The following is a 16,235-nucleotide window of genomic DNA, read 5'->3' as shown; positions in this document are numbered from 1 at the left end:
TAAAAATTGGAGTCTCTTCGATGAAAATTGTTTCTTATAGTACCAAACAGTATGATCGCAAGCACATGGAGCAAGTTAATCAAGGCTCAGAATTTAATTTTAGTATTGAATACTTTGATTTTCCATTAACTGTTCAAACCGCCAAAAATGCCGTGGGGGCTGATGCAGTATGTATTTTTGTTAATGATGAAGCCAATCGTGCTGTTTTAGAAGAGCTTGCAGCGTTAAATATTCACATTTTAGCTTTACGCTGCGCTGGGTTTAATAATGTTGATCTTGAAGCTGCAAAAGAGCTTGGAATTCACGTTGTTCGTGTTCCAGCTTATTCGCCAGAAGCGGTTGCTGAACATGCGGTTGGAATGATGTTGTGCCTAAACCGACGAATCCACCGTGCTTACCAACGAACCCGTGATGCAAACTTTTCGCTCGAGGGTTTAACTGGCTTTAACATGCATAATCGTACCGCAGGGATCATCGGAACAGGCAAAATTGGGCAAGCAACTTTACGTATTTTAAAAGGTTTTGGCATGCGCTTACTTGCACACGACCCCTACCCTAACCAAGCAGTGTTAGACTTAGGTGCAGAGTATGTCGATTTAGATACTTTATATAAACAATCAGACGTTATCTCTCTTCATTGCCCCTTAACACCTGAAAATCATCATTTACTCGATGAAAGTGCTTTCAATAAGATGAAAAAAGGGGTCATGATCATCAACACAAGTCGAGGAGCCTTGGTTGACTCTGTCGCCGCAATTAACGCATTGAAATCACAAAAAATCGGTTCACTTGGCATGGATGTCTATGAAAATGAACGTGATTTATTTTTTGAAGATAAATCTAATGATGTGATTCAAGATGACGTTTTCCGCCGCCTTTCATCTTGTCACAACGTATTATTTACAGGCCATCAAGCATTTTTAACTGAAGAGGCTTTAACCAGTATTAGTCAAACAACGCTTAGCAATATTGATCAGGTTAGCCATGGCAAAGCCTGCCCGAATATTGTTAATGCTTAATTGGACGTTGGATTGATGAAACGTTTAATTCCACTGACCCTATTGGGTTTATTATTAGCGGCTTGCCAAACTCATCAAGTCGATGCGAAAAACGATGATAAATCGATTCGAGATGCTTTAATTCACCATCGTTATGTTTTAACTGAAGTTGACGGCAAACCCATTAAAGCAAAACAAACTGTTCCTTACATCGCTTTTGGTGAAAAGATGTTTGTTTCTGCCTCAATGTGTAATGACTTTAATGGATTAGGTTATATTAATAACGCCAATATCACCGTTAAAAACTTGACCAAGACGGAACTTGAATGTGTTGATGAAGATTTGTCTAAATGGGATACCATGTTAAAACGCATGCTTATAGAAGGTGCGACTATTAATTTAAAAAATAATCAACTCGTCTTAATTCAAGGACATTACAAATTAGTGTATTCCTTGCGTGATTACGTCAATTAGCCTCATATTCTAAATACAAAACCGTACTCATTAATGTGATTTCAAATGGGTACGGCTTTTATAGGCCTGTATCCATTCAAAACTACTTAGCCTTATCGAACAACAAGTCCACTTTCGTGATATGTGACATTTTATCCATATAATTACGGATATTGCTACTGAAAGCTAAGCCAGCAACAATACTTAAGCTACGTAACGTAGGAAAGATATAAAAATCATTTATATCAATAGTCTCACCGCGGTTTTCTAGCCAGACATCTAATAATGACATTTGAGGTGCGAGTTCGACGAGTAAAGTGTGTGTTTCTTTTCGAAATTCAGCCAAGTCACCATAGGATTTTGACGTTCTCTCTTTATATGCAGCTCTAGCTTCATTTGTGCTTATTTCAGGAAAATCCGTTTCGACAAAACGGGGAGTCACTAATTTAGAGACGACACCAGATACGGCTTTAGACCAAGTTTCTATTTGTGGTGATAAAACCCCCGTAGCGTATTTTTTTTCACCTATCTGGTCAATGTAATGCACGATGTCTAGGCTTTCTGGTAAATAGCTCCCGTCATCTTTTTCTAAGATCGGTAGCATTTTTTTACCGATCATTCGGATGGGGGTCTCATGGTCGTTATCCAACAGAACGATTTGCTCTACTGCAATATTTTTTAAGCCTAAAATCATTCTTGCTCTAACGCAAAATGGGCAGTGGTCATAGATATACAGTTTCATTTTTCACCTCACGGATAGTGATAAACGCCAGTAAAACCTTAATAATAGTATATGTTAATGCGCATATTTTGGGATTAATTTTTGTTTTTAGACACTTTAGTGTTTAGTGCACAAAATCCCAATCTAAAAAATAGCATTATGGCAGAATATCTGTTTTGAAAATAAGAAATCAATCCCCTATGCCTATAAACAATATTGCTATTATCCTGTTTGATCGATTTGAAACCCTTGATGTGATGGGGCCTGTGGAAGTATTTGGTCGGCTCGACCATTGCCAAATCGATTTTATTTCACCAACAGGAATGCCAATGACAAGCTCTCAAGGTGTAACTGTTAATACGCACATGATTTCAACTCCATCCTATCGGCATATATTGATCCCTGGAGGTCAAGGCTCTCGCCCTCTTTCTATGGATGAAGATTATATCCAGTGGGTAAAAACACAGTTTGAATTTGCAGACACCGCCATTTCGGTTTGTACAGGTTCTGCCATACTGGCAAAAACCTCACTGTTAAATGGAGTAAAAGCAACAACGAACAAACTTGCTTATGATTGGGTAACCAGTCTGAATCATCTTGTTAAATGGCAACCACTTGCACGTTGGGTCCATGACGGAAAGTTTTATACATCCTCTGGCATTAGTGCTGGTATTGATATGTCTCTACAAATCGTCAGTGATTTTTATGGTGTTGAAATAGCTAAAAGCATTGCATTAAGAATGGAATATATATGGAATCAAGATCCGAGTAACGACCCTTTTGCAAAAAACATCATATAAGATGTTTTTTAGTTTTTATCCTCTACCTTATCAAATATTTATTGTGTTATGTTATTTACCAATGAGTATAATCAATATTTAATTATCTAAATTAGATATTAATGATCAGAATATTAACAATGAATTATCCATGTATTAACTCATTTAAAAATTTGAATACTTACGTTTAATAAAGCCTTAATATATTGATTTTAATCAATGATTTAAAATTCACGCTGAATTAGATTGTTGAAATCATATTATAATGACAACTTGATAACACCAGTACTATTAATTTTATCGGTTATATTAACAATTAAAAATGAATTTTTTCTTTTAATATCGTCAATATCCCACACTAAAAACAATGACTTTAATTATTTTATTATAAACAGAGATTTTTATCATAATTATGAGCATTAAAACTTTTAAACCGCTTTAATTTTTAATATACTATTCCTGTAATAGTTGACTATAAATATCAAATAATAACCCTTCACAAAAATCGAGGATGTCATATGGACATTCATAGTATTATCGGTATAAAAATAAAAAACCGGAGAAAAGAGCTTGGTCTTTCTGGCGCTGATTTAGCTAATAAATTAAATTTAAGTCAGCAACAAATATCTCGATATGAGAATGGTATAAATAAAATACCTATTAACCATTTAGTTGATATCGCAGAAGTTTTGGATTGCCCAATCGAATGGTTTTTTCATGGTTATACAACTAGTTCAAAATCAAATAAAAACAAGCTATCTAATGAAACTAGCCAAGAATTAAAATATACAGCTGAAAGTGTCATTGCACCAACCAAAAACCGTCCCTAAAAAATTCCATTAAGATGGCCATTAATTATAAAAATAACATGAATGCATTAGCACCATGTTATTTTTATAGCTTGATCTAAATAAAATGCCAGTCGTTATAATAACAACTGGCATTTTATAATAATTTAAACTCAACAGATATTAATTAGTTTCTTGAATACTCCTCAAAAAACCTATTCAATTAATCATAAGTGATATTAAATACCATTTTTGAATTTACTTCACCCGCTGAAGTTGAACTGTCATATTGGTAATATCGGGCCTTATAATTTAAATCAAGATACTTAGTTTGTCGATCTGCCAAGACTCCAACTTTATACTTGTCATTAAATATAAGTGGTTTATTTGTATTACGTTCTAAAACCTGTACTCCGACGCCAGCAGCTCCATTTGATGACTTAATTTGATTAATCAAAACACCTTGTCGGTTATTCATCTTGTCTGGTACATCACCATTAAAAGTCATATTAACATTTGCAAAGCCAGAATAGCTAACACCACCACTACAGATCAATCTAATATCAAAGTTTTTCTCACCTGCTGTTGATCCTACACCACTTAATTGAGAACGTTTAATCGGGTCTAGGTAAACATTTTTTTCAGTGCCACCTTCAACTTGGCAAGAAGGAGAAACTATTGTAATTGCTTCAGCATCTAACTTCGTTACTAAAAATGGATTGTTATTTGGGATATATCCATAAGATGTATAGTAGCCACTGGCAATAACACCAGATCCTGTAACAGGAGCTGTTTTCACTAAGGTTAAAATAAACTTTGACCCAGCTAAGTAATAGTTACTTGATGTTGGTGCATAAAATGTATCTGGGTATGTCATCCTTATCGCACCTTCACGGTGAAATTTCATACCAATTCCAGGCACATTTGTCTGATAAATTTTATTCCCTACAGGAACAAGGCTCGACATAGTAACTAATGCTGAGATCGGTGTATTTCGAGTACAGTATGCATAAATAGCACTTGAGTTTTCTCTCATATCCCACGTTTGTTCAGCGATTGTATCCCCAACATTTAAATTAGGATCTACGACGACCCGCCCCATCTGCATATTAAGTTCATATGTACGGGTCGAAGTACGATTACAATATGCAGAAGCATAAGTTGCAGTAAGAAGCAATCCAATTCCGATATACAAACGATATTGTTTCGTTATTGACATAAACTTTCCTTGCTGTTTCCAGCTTCTAAAGAGAATGAACACTGGCCGTTGTCCCATTTAATGAATGCTTCTTTCGCGGTTTCACTGCTAATAAACACAGTTCCACCTTGCCCAACAATACCGATTGACTCGCCATTTTTATCAGTCACATTAGCGCCGAACGGTAATGATTTATTGCCAGGTCTTACGACATTAAATGCAATATTTTTTTCTACTTTAGTACCAAACTTAACTTTAACTACGCTACCTTCATAAGGTACAACTTGGCTTGATGTATTTTCGAAAACAATATCTTCTGGGCTGCCCTTAGGGTCTATTTCTACATTGTTAATACGATAAGCTCTTACATAAGGTGCGATAGCATAACCATTACTATCTACACGCGTTCCTGGCGCCCCCATAATGGACGCACCTTCAGCACCTTTTGCTTCAATTAACGCTAATGTTGTTGAACTATTAGGCGTCAATGTCACTCCCCCCGAGTGCACTATCATAGAACCATTAGCACCCAATCCAAATTGGCGGTATCCCTGGCCTTGGCTATAGTTAGCGTTGGTATTTACGAGTGAAGTACGGTATCCCGTATTCAAACCAATATTTTTCTCACCACCATTTGCAACCGAAGTGTTTACACCATAAGTCCAGTTATTCTCTTTATCAAATGCACCACTCGCACCAATTTGAGTTGAACCAAATTTTTCGTTATTGAATACTGTATTTGACGTCAATGTTGCACTTTGGCTTTCGCCAAAATACAGGGGATAACTCAGATTTAAACTTATACGGTCGTCTTTTTTATTATTATTAGTATTATCTGCATATACTCTCATCAGCGCTATACCATATGAGAGACGGTTATAATTATTGTTATAACTCAGTTGATATTGCTCTTCAGTTCCTGATTTATCCCAATAATTAGAGATACGGCCAGTAAAATAAACCCCACCGAACCCTTCTGGTAAGTTTTGATTTATTGTATAGCTAAAGCCATTCTTTTCGCGACCTAGTGTATTTTCTACACCACGCTTATCGTTATCTATTGCATACAATGCATTATTAATATTGTAATAATCTTTTGTTGAATATCGATAAGCAGCTAATACTAGATTAGTATCTGTCTGTGTGAATAAACGGCTAAATGTTAAACGATAACTTTGCCCATTCTCGGTCCTATATTTAAATGCCGTTCTTGATTGTGTTAAGTCAACTGCAACTGCACCAAATCCAGTATTGATACCTGTACCAACTAAATAAGCCTGGTAGTCATCAAATGCTGTCACACCGCCATAAAGTGTAAATGTATTATTCAAACCATGCTGAATAGTTCCCTGCATAATAAAGGGACGATTTCTTAATCCATCAGCATCTGCTTTACCGCTAGCAACTTGATATCGAGTGAAACCTGGGCGTAATAATTGCGCTAACGATGAATATGGCACACTGAAAGTTGTTTCATTACCATCAGCTTCTTTTACTGTTACAACCAAATCATTCCCATAACCTGATGGATAAACATCCGTTAAGCTAAAAGGACCTGGAGAGACGGTTGTTTGATAAATAATAGAGCCATTTTGCCTGACAGTTACCAAAGCATTACTTTGTGCTATACCTCTAATTTCAGGCGCATATGTTGACATCCCATCAGGGTACATGTTGTCATCTGTCGCCAACTTTGCACCACGTAAGCTGATACTATCGAACAGATCGCCATCTGTATAAAATTGCCCAGCAGTCGCTTTTGATTTTAATCCGGCAATAGGTTTTTGTAAGTAAGTTTGATTGCTATTCCAATTCGTACCATCATGGCGCTGCCAGTTAAGGTTGCCAATATGTTTGAACAACCAGCCATCAAAGCTCAATCCTGCATTTAATCCAAGGTAAGCGCTGGCGTTATCAGTTCCTTGAGAACCACTAGTATGATTATCATAATAGTTAGCCATATAGCTTACATTCAATGCAGGGATCCCTGTTTCCCAAAACTGAGGAGAAACATATCCACGGGAAATTCGCTGCTCATAGATTTGTGGAACAGAAATATCTAAACGTAATGTCGATGCGTGGAAAATATCCACGACATCTTTTTCATTATTCCAATCTTTTAATGGTAAGCAACTGTCACTATCTTCGTTAAGTGTTGGGTTCAATTTTTCAGTATTAATACCAAAATCAGAAAGCATTGCTGGCGTATAGCACACCGCTAATCGACCATCTTTCTGCTCTTCAAAATTGAGGTCATAACGCCCCTTCCAGTTGTTATTTGTGTAAACATCAACTGAATATTTTCCAGGGCTAATTCCTGAAGAATTGAAGCGTGCCAGATCAACTTCTTCTTTACTACCTATAATAAAACCACTATTAAACTCATAGGTTGTATCTTCTTCACTCCATGCATAAAATGTAGGTACCATGCATGCAGTGACAAAGCAGGTCACAGAGAGCGTATTGCTATATTTATTTATTAACTCTCGCTGTTTCATCATATATTCCTATTTAACGGTAGTTTTCACCGCAATATCTGATCCATAATCATTAATATTATTAATTACGATGTTACTTCCTGAACTTACGACTTTTTTTAATCCTACCGTTGTTTGACTTTTGGGCTCTAATAAAACAGTTTTTTCATTTAAGCCAGACTTACCATCTGTTGAGATCTTTGTAACCGTAATATAATAAGGCGTTGGATTATCGATAATAATATTCTTACCACTTGATTTGATAACCAGTTGCTCTGGCGCTAATTCACGACTACCTAGTCCTGTAGGGCGATAAAAAAATTTAAATCGAGAGCGGATCGCTAATTGCAATACATTCTGATTATCAGTTTCCTTACCTTTAGCCATCGGTGGAATGTCTAAAATATTTAACCACCATAAACTTTCTCTATCCTGAGGAATACTTCCTTTATCCATTAATTTGATTCGTAATGTTTGGCCACCTTTAGCCTCTACACGTGAAATTGGCGGTGTAATTTGAAAAGGTGTTTTTATCGTGTCTGGCGTCTCTGATGCGTCACCGGTATCAAGCCAAGCTTGTGCAATCGCAGGACGATCCGCTGTATTGTTTAATTGCACGGTAATTTCTTTTTCATTTCCAGGGTAAATAAACCGTGTGCCATTGACGATAATATTATTAGCAAATGAATGCATACTGAAAATGAAGCAGAATATAAATACTATTGCTTTCATTTAAACCTCAAAATAAAAGCGGCAGTATACCTACCGCTTATTAAAGTAATATTTACTTAATATTCAAATAATGTCATAGGAATAACACTAATAAATAATTAACTTACGAATCTCTTATTGATAAGTGATCTCATAAGTAGCATAGCTTTTAACTTCACCTGTAGTTACCGTTTTAGGTGTAGAAGTTGCATAACCAACGTAATATTGGAAACGAGCACCATTCTCAACTTTTGTCACATCACCAGTAACTTTTTTCTGTGTTGGGTTACCAGGGATAATTTTACCTGTTAAGTCAGCGCTATCATCAACAGATAATGCTAATTGGATATTAGAAGCGCCTGTGCTTTCAGTATTTGCTAAGTAACCTTCTGATTTACCAGATGCACCTTGCAGTAAGTTACCACCAGTCCAGTTGACATTTAATAATGTTTTATCAATTGCTGCATCATTCGCTTTATCTTGTACATCTGCAGCAACGCAATTAGTTACATCAATAACAAATGGTTTAGCTTTCAGTAAAACGTCTGCACCACCGTCACGAACTTCTGCTAATGAAACTGGCGCTAAATAAACGCTAGCATCGCTACCTTGGCCGTCAACAGAAACAGTACAAGAAACATCAGTCACTTTACCGTGAAAGTTAACTTGGCCGCCGCCAACGTTTGTACCAGCAGCGTTAGCTGTTGATAAACCGATAATTGTTGTTGCAACTGCAGTCAGTAGTACTTTCTTCATTTTCATTTCCTAATATGAGATTTTTATTCTTACGCTTACAAGAACTCATTAAGTTTTTGTTTTATTTAGTGGTAAAAATGAAAACAAAAATCCTATCGTACAATGAATATACGAATATTAAGGCTTATGTTTCATTTTGAAACCTTCTGCATTAATACAAATAAATATGTTTCTTAATTAGTCCTATTTTCAATTAATAATCATATGCTCTATATGATTTCGAAAAGAGGATACATAATAACTTAAATTTTATTAAATCGTTTTTATCATTACATATCAAATTATTTGATAGATGATACCTATTGAAAATGATCTATTGATTGAGTTATCTGATGTGTTGTTTTCGCTGATTTACACGTAAAAAGTTCAATTTTTAGATAAAAAAGTGATTTATAATAATTTTATGGAATTTAAGTGATTAAATTTAAATTTATATAGTTTTTTGTAAAACGTATTTTTTTGACTTATAGTGAAAAAAGTGACATTTGACTTACATTTAGATACTTTTCATCGCAAAATATCATTCAGATACATCATATTTAGAATAGTAAACAGAACATTAAATATAAATTATTTTAATGTATTTTTGTGGGGTTAAGGATTAAATTCTCAAAGATTAAAGAAATGATAATAGCGAATTGTTATGCTTAACCCCGAGAAAACACACAAAACGAGTATTTAGAGTTAATCATAGTAGTAATTAGCTTTATACAAAATAATAGTTAATATATATGTACTAAGGAATTATTTGAACCTGATTTAATCCAAATAGAAATATATAAATGGAAGGCTAAAAAAAAATAGATGGGAAAATAATAATAAAATCGCAATAAAATGCTTTATTCATTCAACAGCACAAACAAGTAATACATCTTAATGAGAGTATCAACAATAGAGACAATGTAAAAAAAAATTATCATTGTTTTTGATATAGAATAAAAAAAGCCATCAGTTAGTATAAAAAACAAACTGTTCCATATCAATTTTTGGATTTCATAACCATATGAAAACCATAATGATTTCTTAAAACGAACACCTCCTCAAAAAAAGATATTAACCTTCATTTTTAGCATTAAGAATATTCCTAATTTACGCATATGGTGTGTAAGAGTGTGATCAACCACCTTAAACACATCAAAAAAAGACCAGTAAATAAACAATATCCTAGCTTAAATTGCATCATATCGTTTTTATACATATTCGATTCGTGCAATAAGGCCTATTTTTACCTCTATTACATAACATAAAATAGCTAACTCTATTTTAGTATTGTTTTTTGAACATAATGAGACAATGCCCCATAAAAATATTTTACATCAACAATTTACGATAGTTCGATCATGTTCAACATTAAAAGCCATATGAAACGATAAAAATGTTGCCATCGGAGCACTTAAGGTGCTCTACAAAATTTATACTAGACTCATGATAACTATTGCATAGATAACGACACTACTGTTATCGGCCAATAACAGTAAAAGGTGAGTGAAAAATGATTTATTTTTGATTAAGGAAAAGCAAAAACCAAAACAGATTTTTGCTTTAGGAGAAAGGCTAGATAATTTATTGTTGATCTCTGCGGTATAAGGCCCACTCTTCTATCTTCTCACCTGAAGGTAATGTACAAACCCCCACTTGCCCTTCCCCAGTATCAGTAATTTCAGATGTTCCACCAATTTTTCCACAATAAACTGAAGCTGGATTAGCCATTCCAATAGGCTTTGTCATATTTGTTTCTTTTGCGGTACACCCCACAACTAAAACTAAGGCTGAAAAGACCAGATATTTTTTCATACACATCCCTATTTAGGTTAAGTTAATTCGTCTCGTGACGGAAAACAGTATCCCAATACTCCTGCAATGAGTCTTCTTAACATGCTCCATAAGAACATTACCAGGCTATATATTTACGGCTCTAGCCCAAGCGCTATAAACAACTTATGTTATGAATAAACTCCTAAACTAAATCATTTCTTCTTACGATTATCAAAAAGAACAATTACAATCCCTAAGCAAGCAACAACAAGACTTCCAATAATGTAATTTTGCCTATCAAAGGCGAGGCCTGCATCTTTTATATTCTCACCATAGACGATAGGTATACTTACATCCATATTATATGACAGAAAAGCAGTAATGAGCCCAATAATCGTTAAAACGACACCAAACGTTTTCATTCTGTTCCCCTTGGATTGCATTAATTTAGGATATGTTAACTAACTACCTAAATAAAAGCAAAGCTTATACTTATCATTACACCTTGTATTTTAACAAATAATGCGCAGCGTATTAGCAACACCACAAACTATTTTCAGCGCGATTTGATCATTAAAATTATATTCAAAAATTAGTCTAATTATTTAAAGGTAATCATGAGTGATTAGTTAAAAAGCATAATTAATCATTAATGCATAATGACTAAACTTTTCTAATAAAGGAGATGGTGATGTTGAAAAAAGGATATCCAATAATGTAATTAAATCAAGCTCAGGTAAGGATGCTTCCATTTTAATACCTATAATTAAAGAATAAAAAACTACGTCATGATATTAATATTATGGTGCCATTACTGGAATTTCATTCACACAACGTTGTTGCCAAATTTTTTGAAAATCAGCTTCAGGGATCATCTCACCTTCAAAATCAAATAAAGGAAAAGATAAAATATTCTTTCCATTTTTATCTTTTGCGACTTGAATAATAAATTTCTCATACTGGTAAGGTACTTCATCTTTAAAGGTGAATACTTCACCACACACATTCCCTATTATATTATGAGGGGAGCCTACAGCTGCTGCATACAGTTTCACATTTCTAAACTCTGTCGCTTGCGGTTGATACATAAAGTTTGCCACCATCAATTTAGCCTGAGCCGTTACATCCAATTGTGGATTAAGGTTAAATGAGACACCAAGCACAAACGCAAATAGTATCAATATTAAAAAACAGAGTATGCGAAAGAAGGTTGTAATCATAATGAAAAACCATTTGCGGTGAACATAATTAAAATTCACCTCCTATCAGAAACAATAAGAGCAATATAAGTTAGCTAGTTATAAGAAATCGCGGGTATCTAACAAAAAACCCACTAGTAACGTTCAAAAACACCGTAATCTGGTCTTTCTCCTCTCATAACGGCGCGTTGTTGTTCGTGAACTGCTTCTCTATCTATGCGCTTTTGCTCCGATGTACGCAAATCTTTATGCGGCTTTGGCCATGTCGACTTATTAGGTTCAAAAGTTGGATTTGAAGAACATCCAGAGATAATGCATAAACAAAGCAGTGCATATATAGATTTCATGTTATTACATCATTTCATTGAAAATAAGCAATAAATTTAGCAAATTCGGCGAATAATAACAATTAATTAAGTACTTTTGACTATATAAATTTTAATTTAAATGTAAATTGATACAACATTGTAATAGATGTAAAAATTTGTTAGCTTATTCACCTGTGCATTTAACTTTAAAAAAATTAAGTAGATACACTAATATAAAACAACAGGAGTAAACTCCATGATAACGAAATACACTTTATTTATCGGGTTTTGGTCAATTCTAGCACTGAGTGTTGGGATCCTTTATTCTCATATTTAATACACCAGCAAAAATAGGTTTATTTACCTAAACTTTCTAACAAACTGCGTGCTTGTTATACGATAGGAAAAGGCACGCAGCTCGCTTTCCGTCCCTATTTGTACAACAACTATAAAACCAACAGTGATAATTTAAAAACTAAGAAAAGTTCTATCGTCCCAACTGTAATAATAGTCCCCCAAAATAGTAACCACATTAGGCCTTCCATCTAGCCCAACTATCATCAAGTATATTTAAGAAAACCATAAAAAGATATTCATCAAAGATAATCCTATCTATAACTCTCTACATATTTAAATCCCTATCATTAAATTATAAAGCAAGAAACAGAGATTGCTATCATCTCGCCTAGGTTATGGTTTATACACATAAACTAAGGAGCATCATGATGTTATTAAAAAACAAAGTTGCAATTATTACGGGAGCATCTTCTGGCATAGGTAAATCGATAGCCCTTCTATTTGCTAAACATGGGGCATCTGTCTGTTTAACTGCAAGACGCGAAGAAAATCTCCGCAAGATTGTAAGTGAAATACAAGGGTATAGCGGTAAGGTCATTTATCACGTAGGGGATATCTGTGCAGAAGAAACGCATAGTGCCATCATCGATAAAACACTTAATGAATTTGGTAAGCTTGATATTGCAATAAATAATGCAGGCGCTGTTGGTACTTTAAAACCTTTAGCAGACTTTACGTTAGAAGAATGGTTTCAAGTACAAAATACAAATATTACCGCTGCATTTATGGGGGCGAAAAGTCAAATTCCTGCCATGATTAAAACAGGTGGTGGATCACTTGTCTTTACATCTAGCTTTGTTGGAACCAGCTCAGCTTTACCTTATATGACAGCCTATGGTGTAGCGAAAACGGCTTTAATTGCCTTGGCTAAAGGGATCACTGCGGATTATGCTACACAAAATATTCGAGCGAATGCTCTATTACCAGGAGGTGTAAATACAGATATGGCTGGCGATCAACAGCAAAGAGATTGGGCTGCTAATCTACATGCGATGAAAAGATTGGCTGAGCCTGAAGAAATCGCTTCAGCCACACTATTTTTAGCCAGTTCAATGTCAAGCTTTGTGACAGGAACTGCGCTGTTTGTAGATGGCGGAAATTCTGCCATCAAGTAAAAAGCAATACTAACTTTCAACGAAAAATCGGAGTCGTTAACCCCGGCCTTTTGGCCTATTCATGATGTGGTCTTCCCAATCAACCACATCAATTTCCCTAACGGCAATGTGCCGCACAGACACACCTTCATTATGCATTGCAGCTTTGGAACCTGTTTTTAACGGGTGCCAAGCAGGTAAGCTTTTTCCTTCAAGCAATAAACGATAAGCACAAGTCGTTGGTAGCCACTCAAAAGTTTCTAAATTATAACGGTTGAGCTTGATGCAATCCGCCTCGTACTCAAAGCGATTTTCATAATGTTTGCACTGGCAGGTTTTCAAATTTAATTGGTTGCAAGCCACATTGGTGAAATAGATTTCATCAGTATCTTCATCCATTAATTTATGTAAGCAACATTGCCCACATCCATCACACAAAGATTCCCATTCATCATCTGTCATTTCATCTAGTGTCTTAACCTGCCAGAACTGCGACATAATACTTATCAATCCTATACTTAAATAACTCGAGTTGTCAGCGAGTGGTCATTAATCGATAGCTTTAACATATCACCAGAGGCCAATGGACCGACACCTTCTGGGGTCCCCGTCAAAATGACATCCCCTGCACGTAATGTGAAGAAGCGGGACATATAGCTAATAAGAGGTAAAATCGGAGTGATCATATCACGCGTTGAGCCTTCTTGGCGAATTTCCCCATTAATTTCCAGTGATAACTGAACATTCTGCAATTCACTTGGATTATTGACTGGAATAAACCCTGAAATTGGGCAAGAACCATCGAACGCTTTACTTTTTTCCCATGGCTGACCCGCTTTCTTAAATTTTGCCTGTAAATCACGCAATGTTAAGTCCAGTGCAACGGCATAGCCTGCAATTGCACGAGAAACACGGTCTTCGTCCGCATTTTTTAATGGCATACCAATCAAGATTGCCATTTCGACTTCATGGTGAACTGCCCCCAAATCCTTTGGAATAACAATCGATTGAGTGATATCACAAAGTGCAGTTTCAGGTTTGATAAAGATAACAGGCTCCTCAGGTACAGCTGAGCCCATCTCTTTGATATGTTTGGCATAGTTACTACCTACACAAACAACTTTGTTTGCTGGAAAATCAAGTAAAGCACCTTGCCAGTCACGATGTTGATACATAAGGGTAACTCCTATTATCGTTATTGTATTTTTTGAGCGATGCCATCGGCCATCAAGCTAACACTCAATGCAAAATAGTATGAGCGATTCCAATGCATGATGGTGCGAAAGTTCTCTGTCACTAAAAATGTTCTACCTTCAGGATCATCCGGAACAACAACCCATGTTTTTACATCCGGCGATAGTTGTGCAAATGCAGGTAACTTAACCCCTAATTGCTGCCAGTCACTGACGGTTTTGCCTTGCTCTGCTTTAACACCTTCTAAAGCTCGGTCAAAGTCCGCTGGTAAACTGACTTGGTAACCCCATGGTAATTGGGATTGCCAACCTTCTGTTGATAAATAATTGGCGATTGAGGCGAAAACATCCGCTTTATTATTCCAAATATCCATCTTTCCATCGCCATCACCATCTGCCGCATAAGACAAATAGGATGTTGGCATAAACTGGCTCTGACCCATCGCACCGGCCCATGAGCCTTTTAATTGCTGGTCTTCAGGGATATACCCCTTATCCATTATCTCTAGTGCTGCCAGCAATTGCTTGCTAAAAAGCGCTTCACGGCGCCCCTCGAACGATAACGTTGCGAGTGCTGAAATGACGTCTTCTTTTCCTTGTGAGCGGCCAAAGCCACTTTCAAGTCCCCAAAGAGAAACAATAAATTGCGGTGGAACGCCATATTTCTGGCTAGTTGAATCAAGCAGCGCCTTGTTTTCAATGTACTTATCATATCCCGCATTGATACGTGATTGCGGAAGGACATTTTTCAGGTAGCTTGCTAATGTGACCGTTGCTCTTTTTTCTGGCTGCCCTTTATCCGCTTTTACCACGCGTTCGATAAAATGAATATTCGCAAAACCACGTTCAATCGTGGCGGGCTCGATCCCTTGTGCAATAGCATGTTCTTTCAATAATTCCACATAAGCAGGAAATTGCGAAGGTTCACGCTGCTCAATAGGAAACGCTTTATCTAGCGCAACAACTTCTTGGGTAATTGCGGCATTTTGTTCCGCAGTAATCGGTTGAGTTGTAACCGTTTCATGTTGTTTCGCTGAGCAACTTGCTAAAAGCAAACCAGCGACTAATGTATATAATAACGTTGGTTTCATTTGTATCCTCCAGAACACACAAAGCTTTTCAGGTTTTTCTTAAATTACTTTAAATATTAAGCTCTTTATGTTCTGAAAGCAGATCCTCCACTGGAGGCGGGAATTGTAAGTAATAACCAACTTCTTGTAAGTCAGCCTTAACTCGTGATAAATCAGCATTAGCAAGCTTTTCACGCTTGTCTAACGCAATCACCATAGCAAATTGAGGTGTTCCAAATTGGGCTAATAACTCTTCAGGAACGCGTGAAAAATCATCTTTCTTTTCAACATAAAGATAGGTTTGTTCACGCTTAGGGCTTCTATAAATTGCACAAATCATTATATTTAACTCTTTTTCTTAGTTCATTAGCTTGCTTG

At 35.8% G+C, this 16,235-nt stretch carries 18 protein-coding genes; 5 read left to right on the top strand and 13 right to left on the bottom strand.

Annotation, left to right across the window (positions count from 1 at the left end; genetic code table 11):
* The first annotated feature begins 20 nt into the window (after window positions 1-20).
* On the top strand, window positions 21-1,019 hold the full coding sequence (locus tag KDJ85_RS08535; protein WP_225819285.1) for a 2-hydroxyacid dehydrogenase: 999 nt from the start codon (window positions 21-23) through the stop codon (window positions 1,017-1,019).
* Window positions 1,020-1,034: 15 nt separating this feature from the next.
* Window positions 1,035-1,472 (top strand): META domain-containing protein, encoded by a 438-nt coding sequence (locus KDJ85_RS08530; protein WP_225819284.1) that lies wholly within the window; start codon window positions 1,035-1,037, stop codon window positions 1,470-1,472.
* Window positions 1,473-1,554: 82 nt separating this feature from the next.
* Here KDJ85_RS08530 and grxB read toward each other — a convergent pair whose 3' ends face one another.
* Complete coding sequence (gene grxB / locus KDJ85_RS08525) at window positions 1,555-2,193, bottom strand: glutaredoxin 2 (RefSeq protein WP_225819283.1); 639 nt, start codon at window positions 2,191-2,193, stop codon at window positions 1,555-1,557.
* Between the two features lie 179 nt (window positions 2,194-2,372).
* On the opposite strand from grxB, the gene KDJ85_RS08520 reads away from it, so the two are divergent.
* Both KDJ85_RS08520 and KDJ85_RS08515 read left to right on the top strand, forming a co-directional pair.
* Window positions 2,373-2,972: a DJ-1/PfpI family protein gene (locus tag KDJ85_RS08520; protein ID WP_225819282.1), complete on the top strand. Its 600-nt coding sequence runs from the start codon at window positions 2,373-2,375 to the stop codon at window positions 2,970-2,972.
* 497 nt (window positions 2,973-3,469) lie between these two features.
* The gene (locus KDJ85_RS08515; protein WP_225819281.1) at window positions 3,470-3,781 is read left to right on the top strand and encodes a helix-turn-helix domain-containing protein; all 312 of its coding nucleotides are present in this window, start codon (window positions 3,470-3,472) and stop codon (window positions 3,779-3,781) included.
* A gap of 181 nt (window positions 3,782-3,962) precedes the next feature.
* On the opposite strand, the gene KDJ85_RS08510 is transcribed toward KDJ85_RS08515, so the two are convergent.
* From KDJ85_RS08510 to KDJ85_RS08480, 8 genes are all read right to left on the bottom strand, one after another.
* Entirely contained in the window at window positions 3,963-4,958 is a 996-nt protein-coding gene (locus KDJ85_RS08510) for a fimbrial protein (RefSeq protein WP_225819280.1), read from the bottom strand.
* Window positions 4,949-7,435 (bottom strand): fimbria/pilus outer membrane usher protein, encoded by a 2,487-nt coding sequence (locus KDJ85_RS08505; protein WP_377210601.1) that lies wholly within the window; start codon window positions 7,433-7,435, stop codon window positions 4,949-4,951. The genes KDJ85_RS08510 and KDJ85_RS08505 overlap by 10 nt, the downstream gene beginning before the upstream one ends.
* Window positions 7,436-7,444: 9 nt before the next feature.
* Window positions 7,445-8,146, bottom strand: coding sequence for a fimbrial biogenesis chaperone (locus KDJ85_RS08500; RefSeq protein WP_225819278.1), 702 nt, complete (start codon window positions 8,144-8,146; stop codon window positions 7,445-7,447).
* Between the two features lie 114 nt (window positions 8,147-8,260).
* Window positions 8,261-8,881, bottom strand: coding sequence for a fimbrial protein (locus tag KDJ85_RS08495; RefSeq protein ID WP_206084215.1), 621 nt, complete (start codon window positions 8,879-8,881; stop codon window positions 8,261-8,263).
* Between the two features lie 1,563 nt (window positions 8,882-10,444).
* On the bottom strand, window positions 10,445-10,675 hold the full coding sequence (locus KDJ85_RS08490) for a putative hemolysin (protein ID WP_225819277.1): 231 nt from the start codon (window positions 10,673-10,675) through the stop codon (window positions 10,445-10,447).
* 173 nt (window positions 10,676-10,848) lie between these two features.
* Complete coding sequence (locus KDJ85_RS08485) at window positions 10,849-11,058, bottom strand: hypothetical protein (RefSeq protein ID WP_225819276.1); 210 nt, start codon at window positions 11,056-11,058, stop codon at window positions 10,849-10,851.
* A gap of 207 nt (window positions 11,059-11,265) precedes the next feature.
* A complete protein-coding gene (locus tag KDJ85_RS19230; RefSeq protein WP_263974617.1) occupies window positions 11,266-11,388 on the bottom strand; it encodes a hypothetical protein in 123 nt (40 codons plus the stop codon).
* A gap of 48 nt (window positions 11,389-11,436) precedes the next feature.
* The gene (locus KDJ85_RS08480) at window positions 11,437-11,856 is read right to left on the bottom strand and encodes a hypothetical protein (RefSeq protein WP_225819275.1); all 420 of its coding nucleotides are present in this window, start codon (window positions 11,854-11,856) and stop codon (window positions 11,437-11,439) included.
* A 1,009-nt stretch (window positions 11,857-12,865) separates the two neighbouring features.
* Here KDJ85_RS08480 and KDJ85_RS08475 point away from each other — a divergent pair.
* Window positions 12,866-13,615, top strand: coding sequence for an SDR family oxidoreductase (locus tag KDJ85_RS08475; RefSeq protein WP_225819274.1), 750 nt, complete (start codon window positions 12,866-12,868; stop codon window positions 13,613-13,615).
* Window positions 13,616-13,651: 36 nt separating this feature from the next.
* Here KDJ85_RS08475 and KDJ85_RS08470 read toward each other — a convergent pair whose 3' ends face one another.
* From KDJ85_RS08470 to KDJ85_RS08455, 4 genes are read right to left on the bottom strand one after another with little or no spacing between them, the layout of a single operon-like run.
* On the bottom strand, window positions 13,652-14,092 hold the full coding sequence (locus tag KDJ85_RS08470; RefSeq protein ID WP_206084209.1) for a YcgN family cysteine cluster protein: 441 nt from the start codon (window positions 14,090-14,092) through the stop codon (window positions 13,652-13,654).
* A 20-nt stretch (window positions 14,093-14,112) separates the two neighbouring features.
* Entirely contained in the window at window positions 14,113-14,769 is a 657-nt protein-coding gene (locus tag KDJ85_RS08465) for a fumarylacetoacetate hydrolase family protein (RefSeq protein ID WP_206084208.1), read from the bottom strand.
* Between the two features lie 20 nt (window positions 14,770-14,789).
* A complete protein-coding gene (locus KDJ85_RS08460; protein WP_225819273.1) occupies window positions 14,790-15,878 on the bottom strand; it encodes a lytic murein transglycosylase in 1,089 nt (362 codons plus the stop codon).
* A 49-nt stretch (window positions 15,879-15,927) separates the two neighbouring features.
* On the bottom strand, window positions 15,928-16,197 hold the full coding sequence (locus KDJ85_RS08455) for a YcgL domain-containing protein (RefSeq protein ID WP_206084206.1): 270 nt from the start codon (window positions 16,195-16,197) through the stop codon (window positions 15,928-15,930).
* Window positions 16,198-16,235: the final 38 nt, after the last annotated feature.

It is taken from the genome of Providencia vermicola (genome assembly GCF_020381325.1).
GTDB classification, from domain to species: domain Bacteria; phylum Pseudomonadota; class Gammaproteobacteria; order Enterobacterales; family Enterobacteriaceae; genus Providencia; species Providencia vermicola.
Note: the sequence above shows the minus strand (reverse complement) of the source record. Positions and strands in the feature narration are given on the sequence as shown.

Excerpts from the sequence above, each read along its gene's own strand:
- KDJ85_RS08535 (WP_225819285.1), top strand. The coding sequence starts at position 21 with ATGAAAATTGTTTCTTATAGTACCAAACAGTATGATCGCAAGCACATG.
- KDJ85_RS08530 (WP_225819284.1), top strand. The coding sequence starts at position 1,035 with ATGAAACGTTTAATTCCACTGACCCTATTGGGTTTATTATTAGCGGCT.
- grxB (WP_225819283.1), bottom strand. The coding sequence starts at position 2,193 with ATGAAACTGTATATCTATGACCACTGCCCATTTTGCGTTAGAGCAAGA.
- KDJ85_RS08520 (WP_225819282.1), top strand. The coding sequence starts at position 2,373 with ATGCCTATAAACAATATTGCTATTATCCTGTTTGATCGATTTGAAACC.
- KDJ85_RS08515 (WP_225819281.1), top strand. The coding sequence starts at position 3,470 with ATGGACATTCATAGTATTATCGGTATAAAAATAAAAAACCGGAGAAAA.
- KDJ85_RS08510 (WP_225819280.1), bottom strand. The coding sequence starts at position 4,958 with ATGTCAATAACGAAACAATATCGTTTGTATATCGGAATTGGATTGCTT.
- KDJ85_RS08505 (WP_377210601.1), bottom strand. The coding sequence starts at position 7,435 with ATGAAACAGCGAGAGTTAATAAATAAATATAGCAATACGCTCTCTGTG.
- KDJ85_RS08500 (WP_225819278.1), bottom strand. The coding sequence starts at position 8,146 with ATGAAAGCAATAGTATTTATATTCTGCTTCATTTTCAGTATGCATTCA.
- KDJ85_RS08495 (WP_206084215.1), bottom strand. The coding sequence starts at position 8,881 with ATGAAGAAAGTACTACTGACTGCAGTTGCAACAACAATTATCGGTTTA.
- KDJ85_RS08490 (WP_225819277.1), bottom strand. The coding sequence starts at position 10,675 with ATGAAAAAATATCTGGTCTTTTCAGCCTTAGTTTTAGTTGTGGGGTGT.
- KDJ85_RS08485 (WP_225819276.1), bottom strand. The coding sequence starts at position 11,058 with ATGAAAACGTTTGGTGTCGTTTTAACGATTATTGGGCTCATTACTGCT.
- KDJ85_RS19230 (WP_263974617.1), bottom strand. The coding sequence starts at position 11,388 with ATGGAAGCATCCTTACCTGAGCTTGATTTAATTACATTATTGGATATC.
- KDJ85_RS08480 (WP_225819275.1), bottom strand. The coding sequence starts at position 11,856 with ATGATTACAACCTTCTTTCGCATACTCTGTTTTTTAATATTGATACTA.
- KDJ85_RS08475 (WP_225819274.1), top strand. The coding sequence starts at position 12,866 with ATGATGTTATTAAAAAACAAAGTTGCAATTATTACGGGAGCATCTTCT.
- KDJ85_RS08470 (WP_206084209.1), bottom strand. The coding sequence starts at position 14,092 with ATGTCGCAGTTCTGGCAGGTTAAGACACTAGATGAAATGACAGATGAT.
- KDJ85_RS08465 (WP_206084208.1), bottom strand. The coding sequence starts at position 14,769 with ATGTATCAACATCGTGACTGGCAAGGTGCTTTACTTGATTTTCCAGCA.
- KDJ85_RS08460 (WP_225819273.1), bottom strand. The coding sequence starts at position 15,878 with ATGAAACCAACGTTATTATATACATTAGTCGCTGGTTTGCTTTTAGCA.
- KDJ85_RS08455 (WP_206084206.1), bottom strand. The coding sequence starts at position 16,197 with ATGATTTGTGCAATTTATAGAAGCCCTAAGCGTGAACAAACCTATCTT.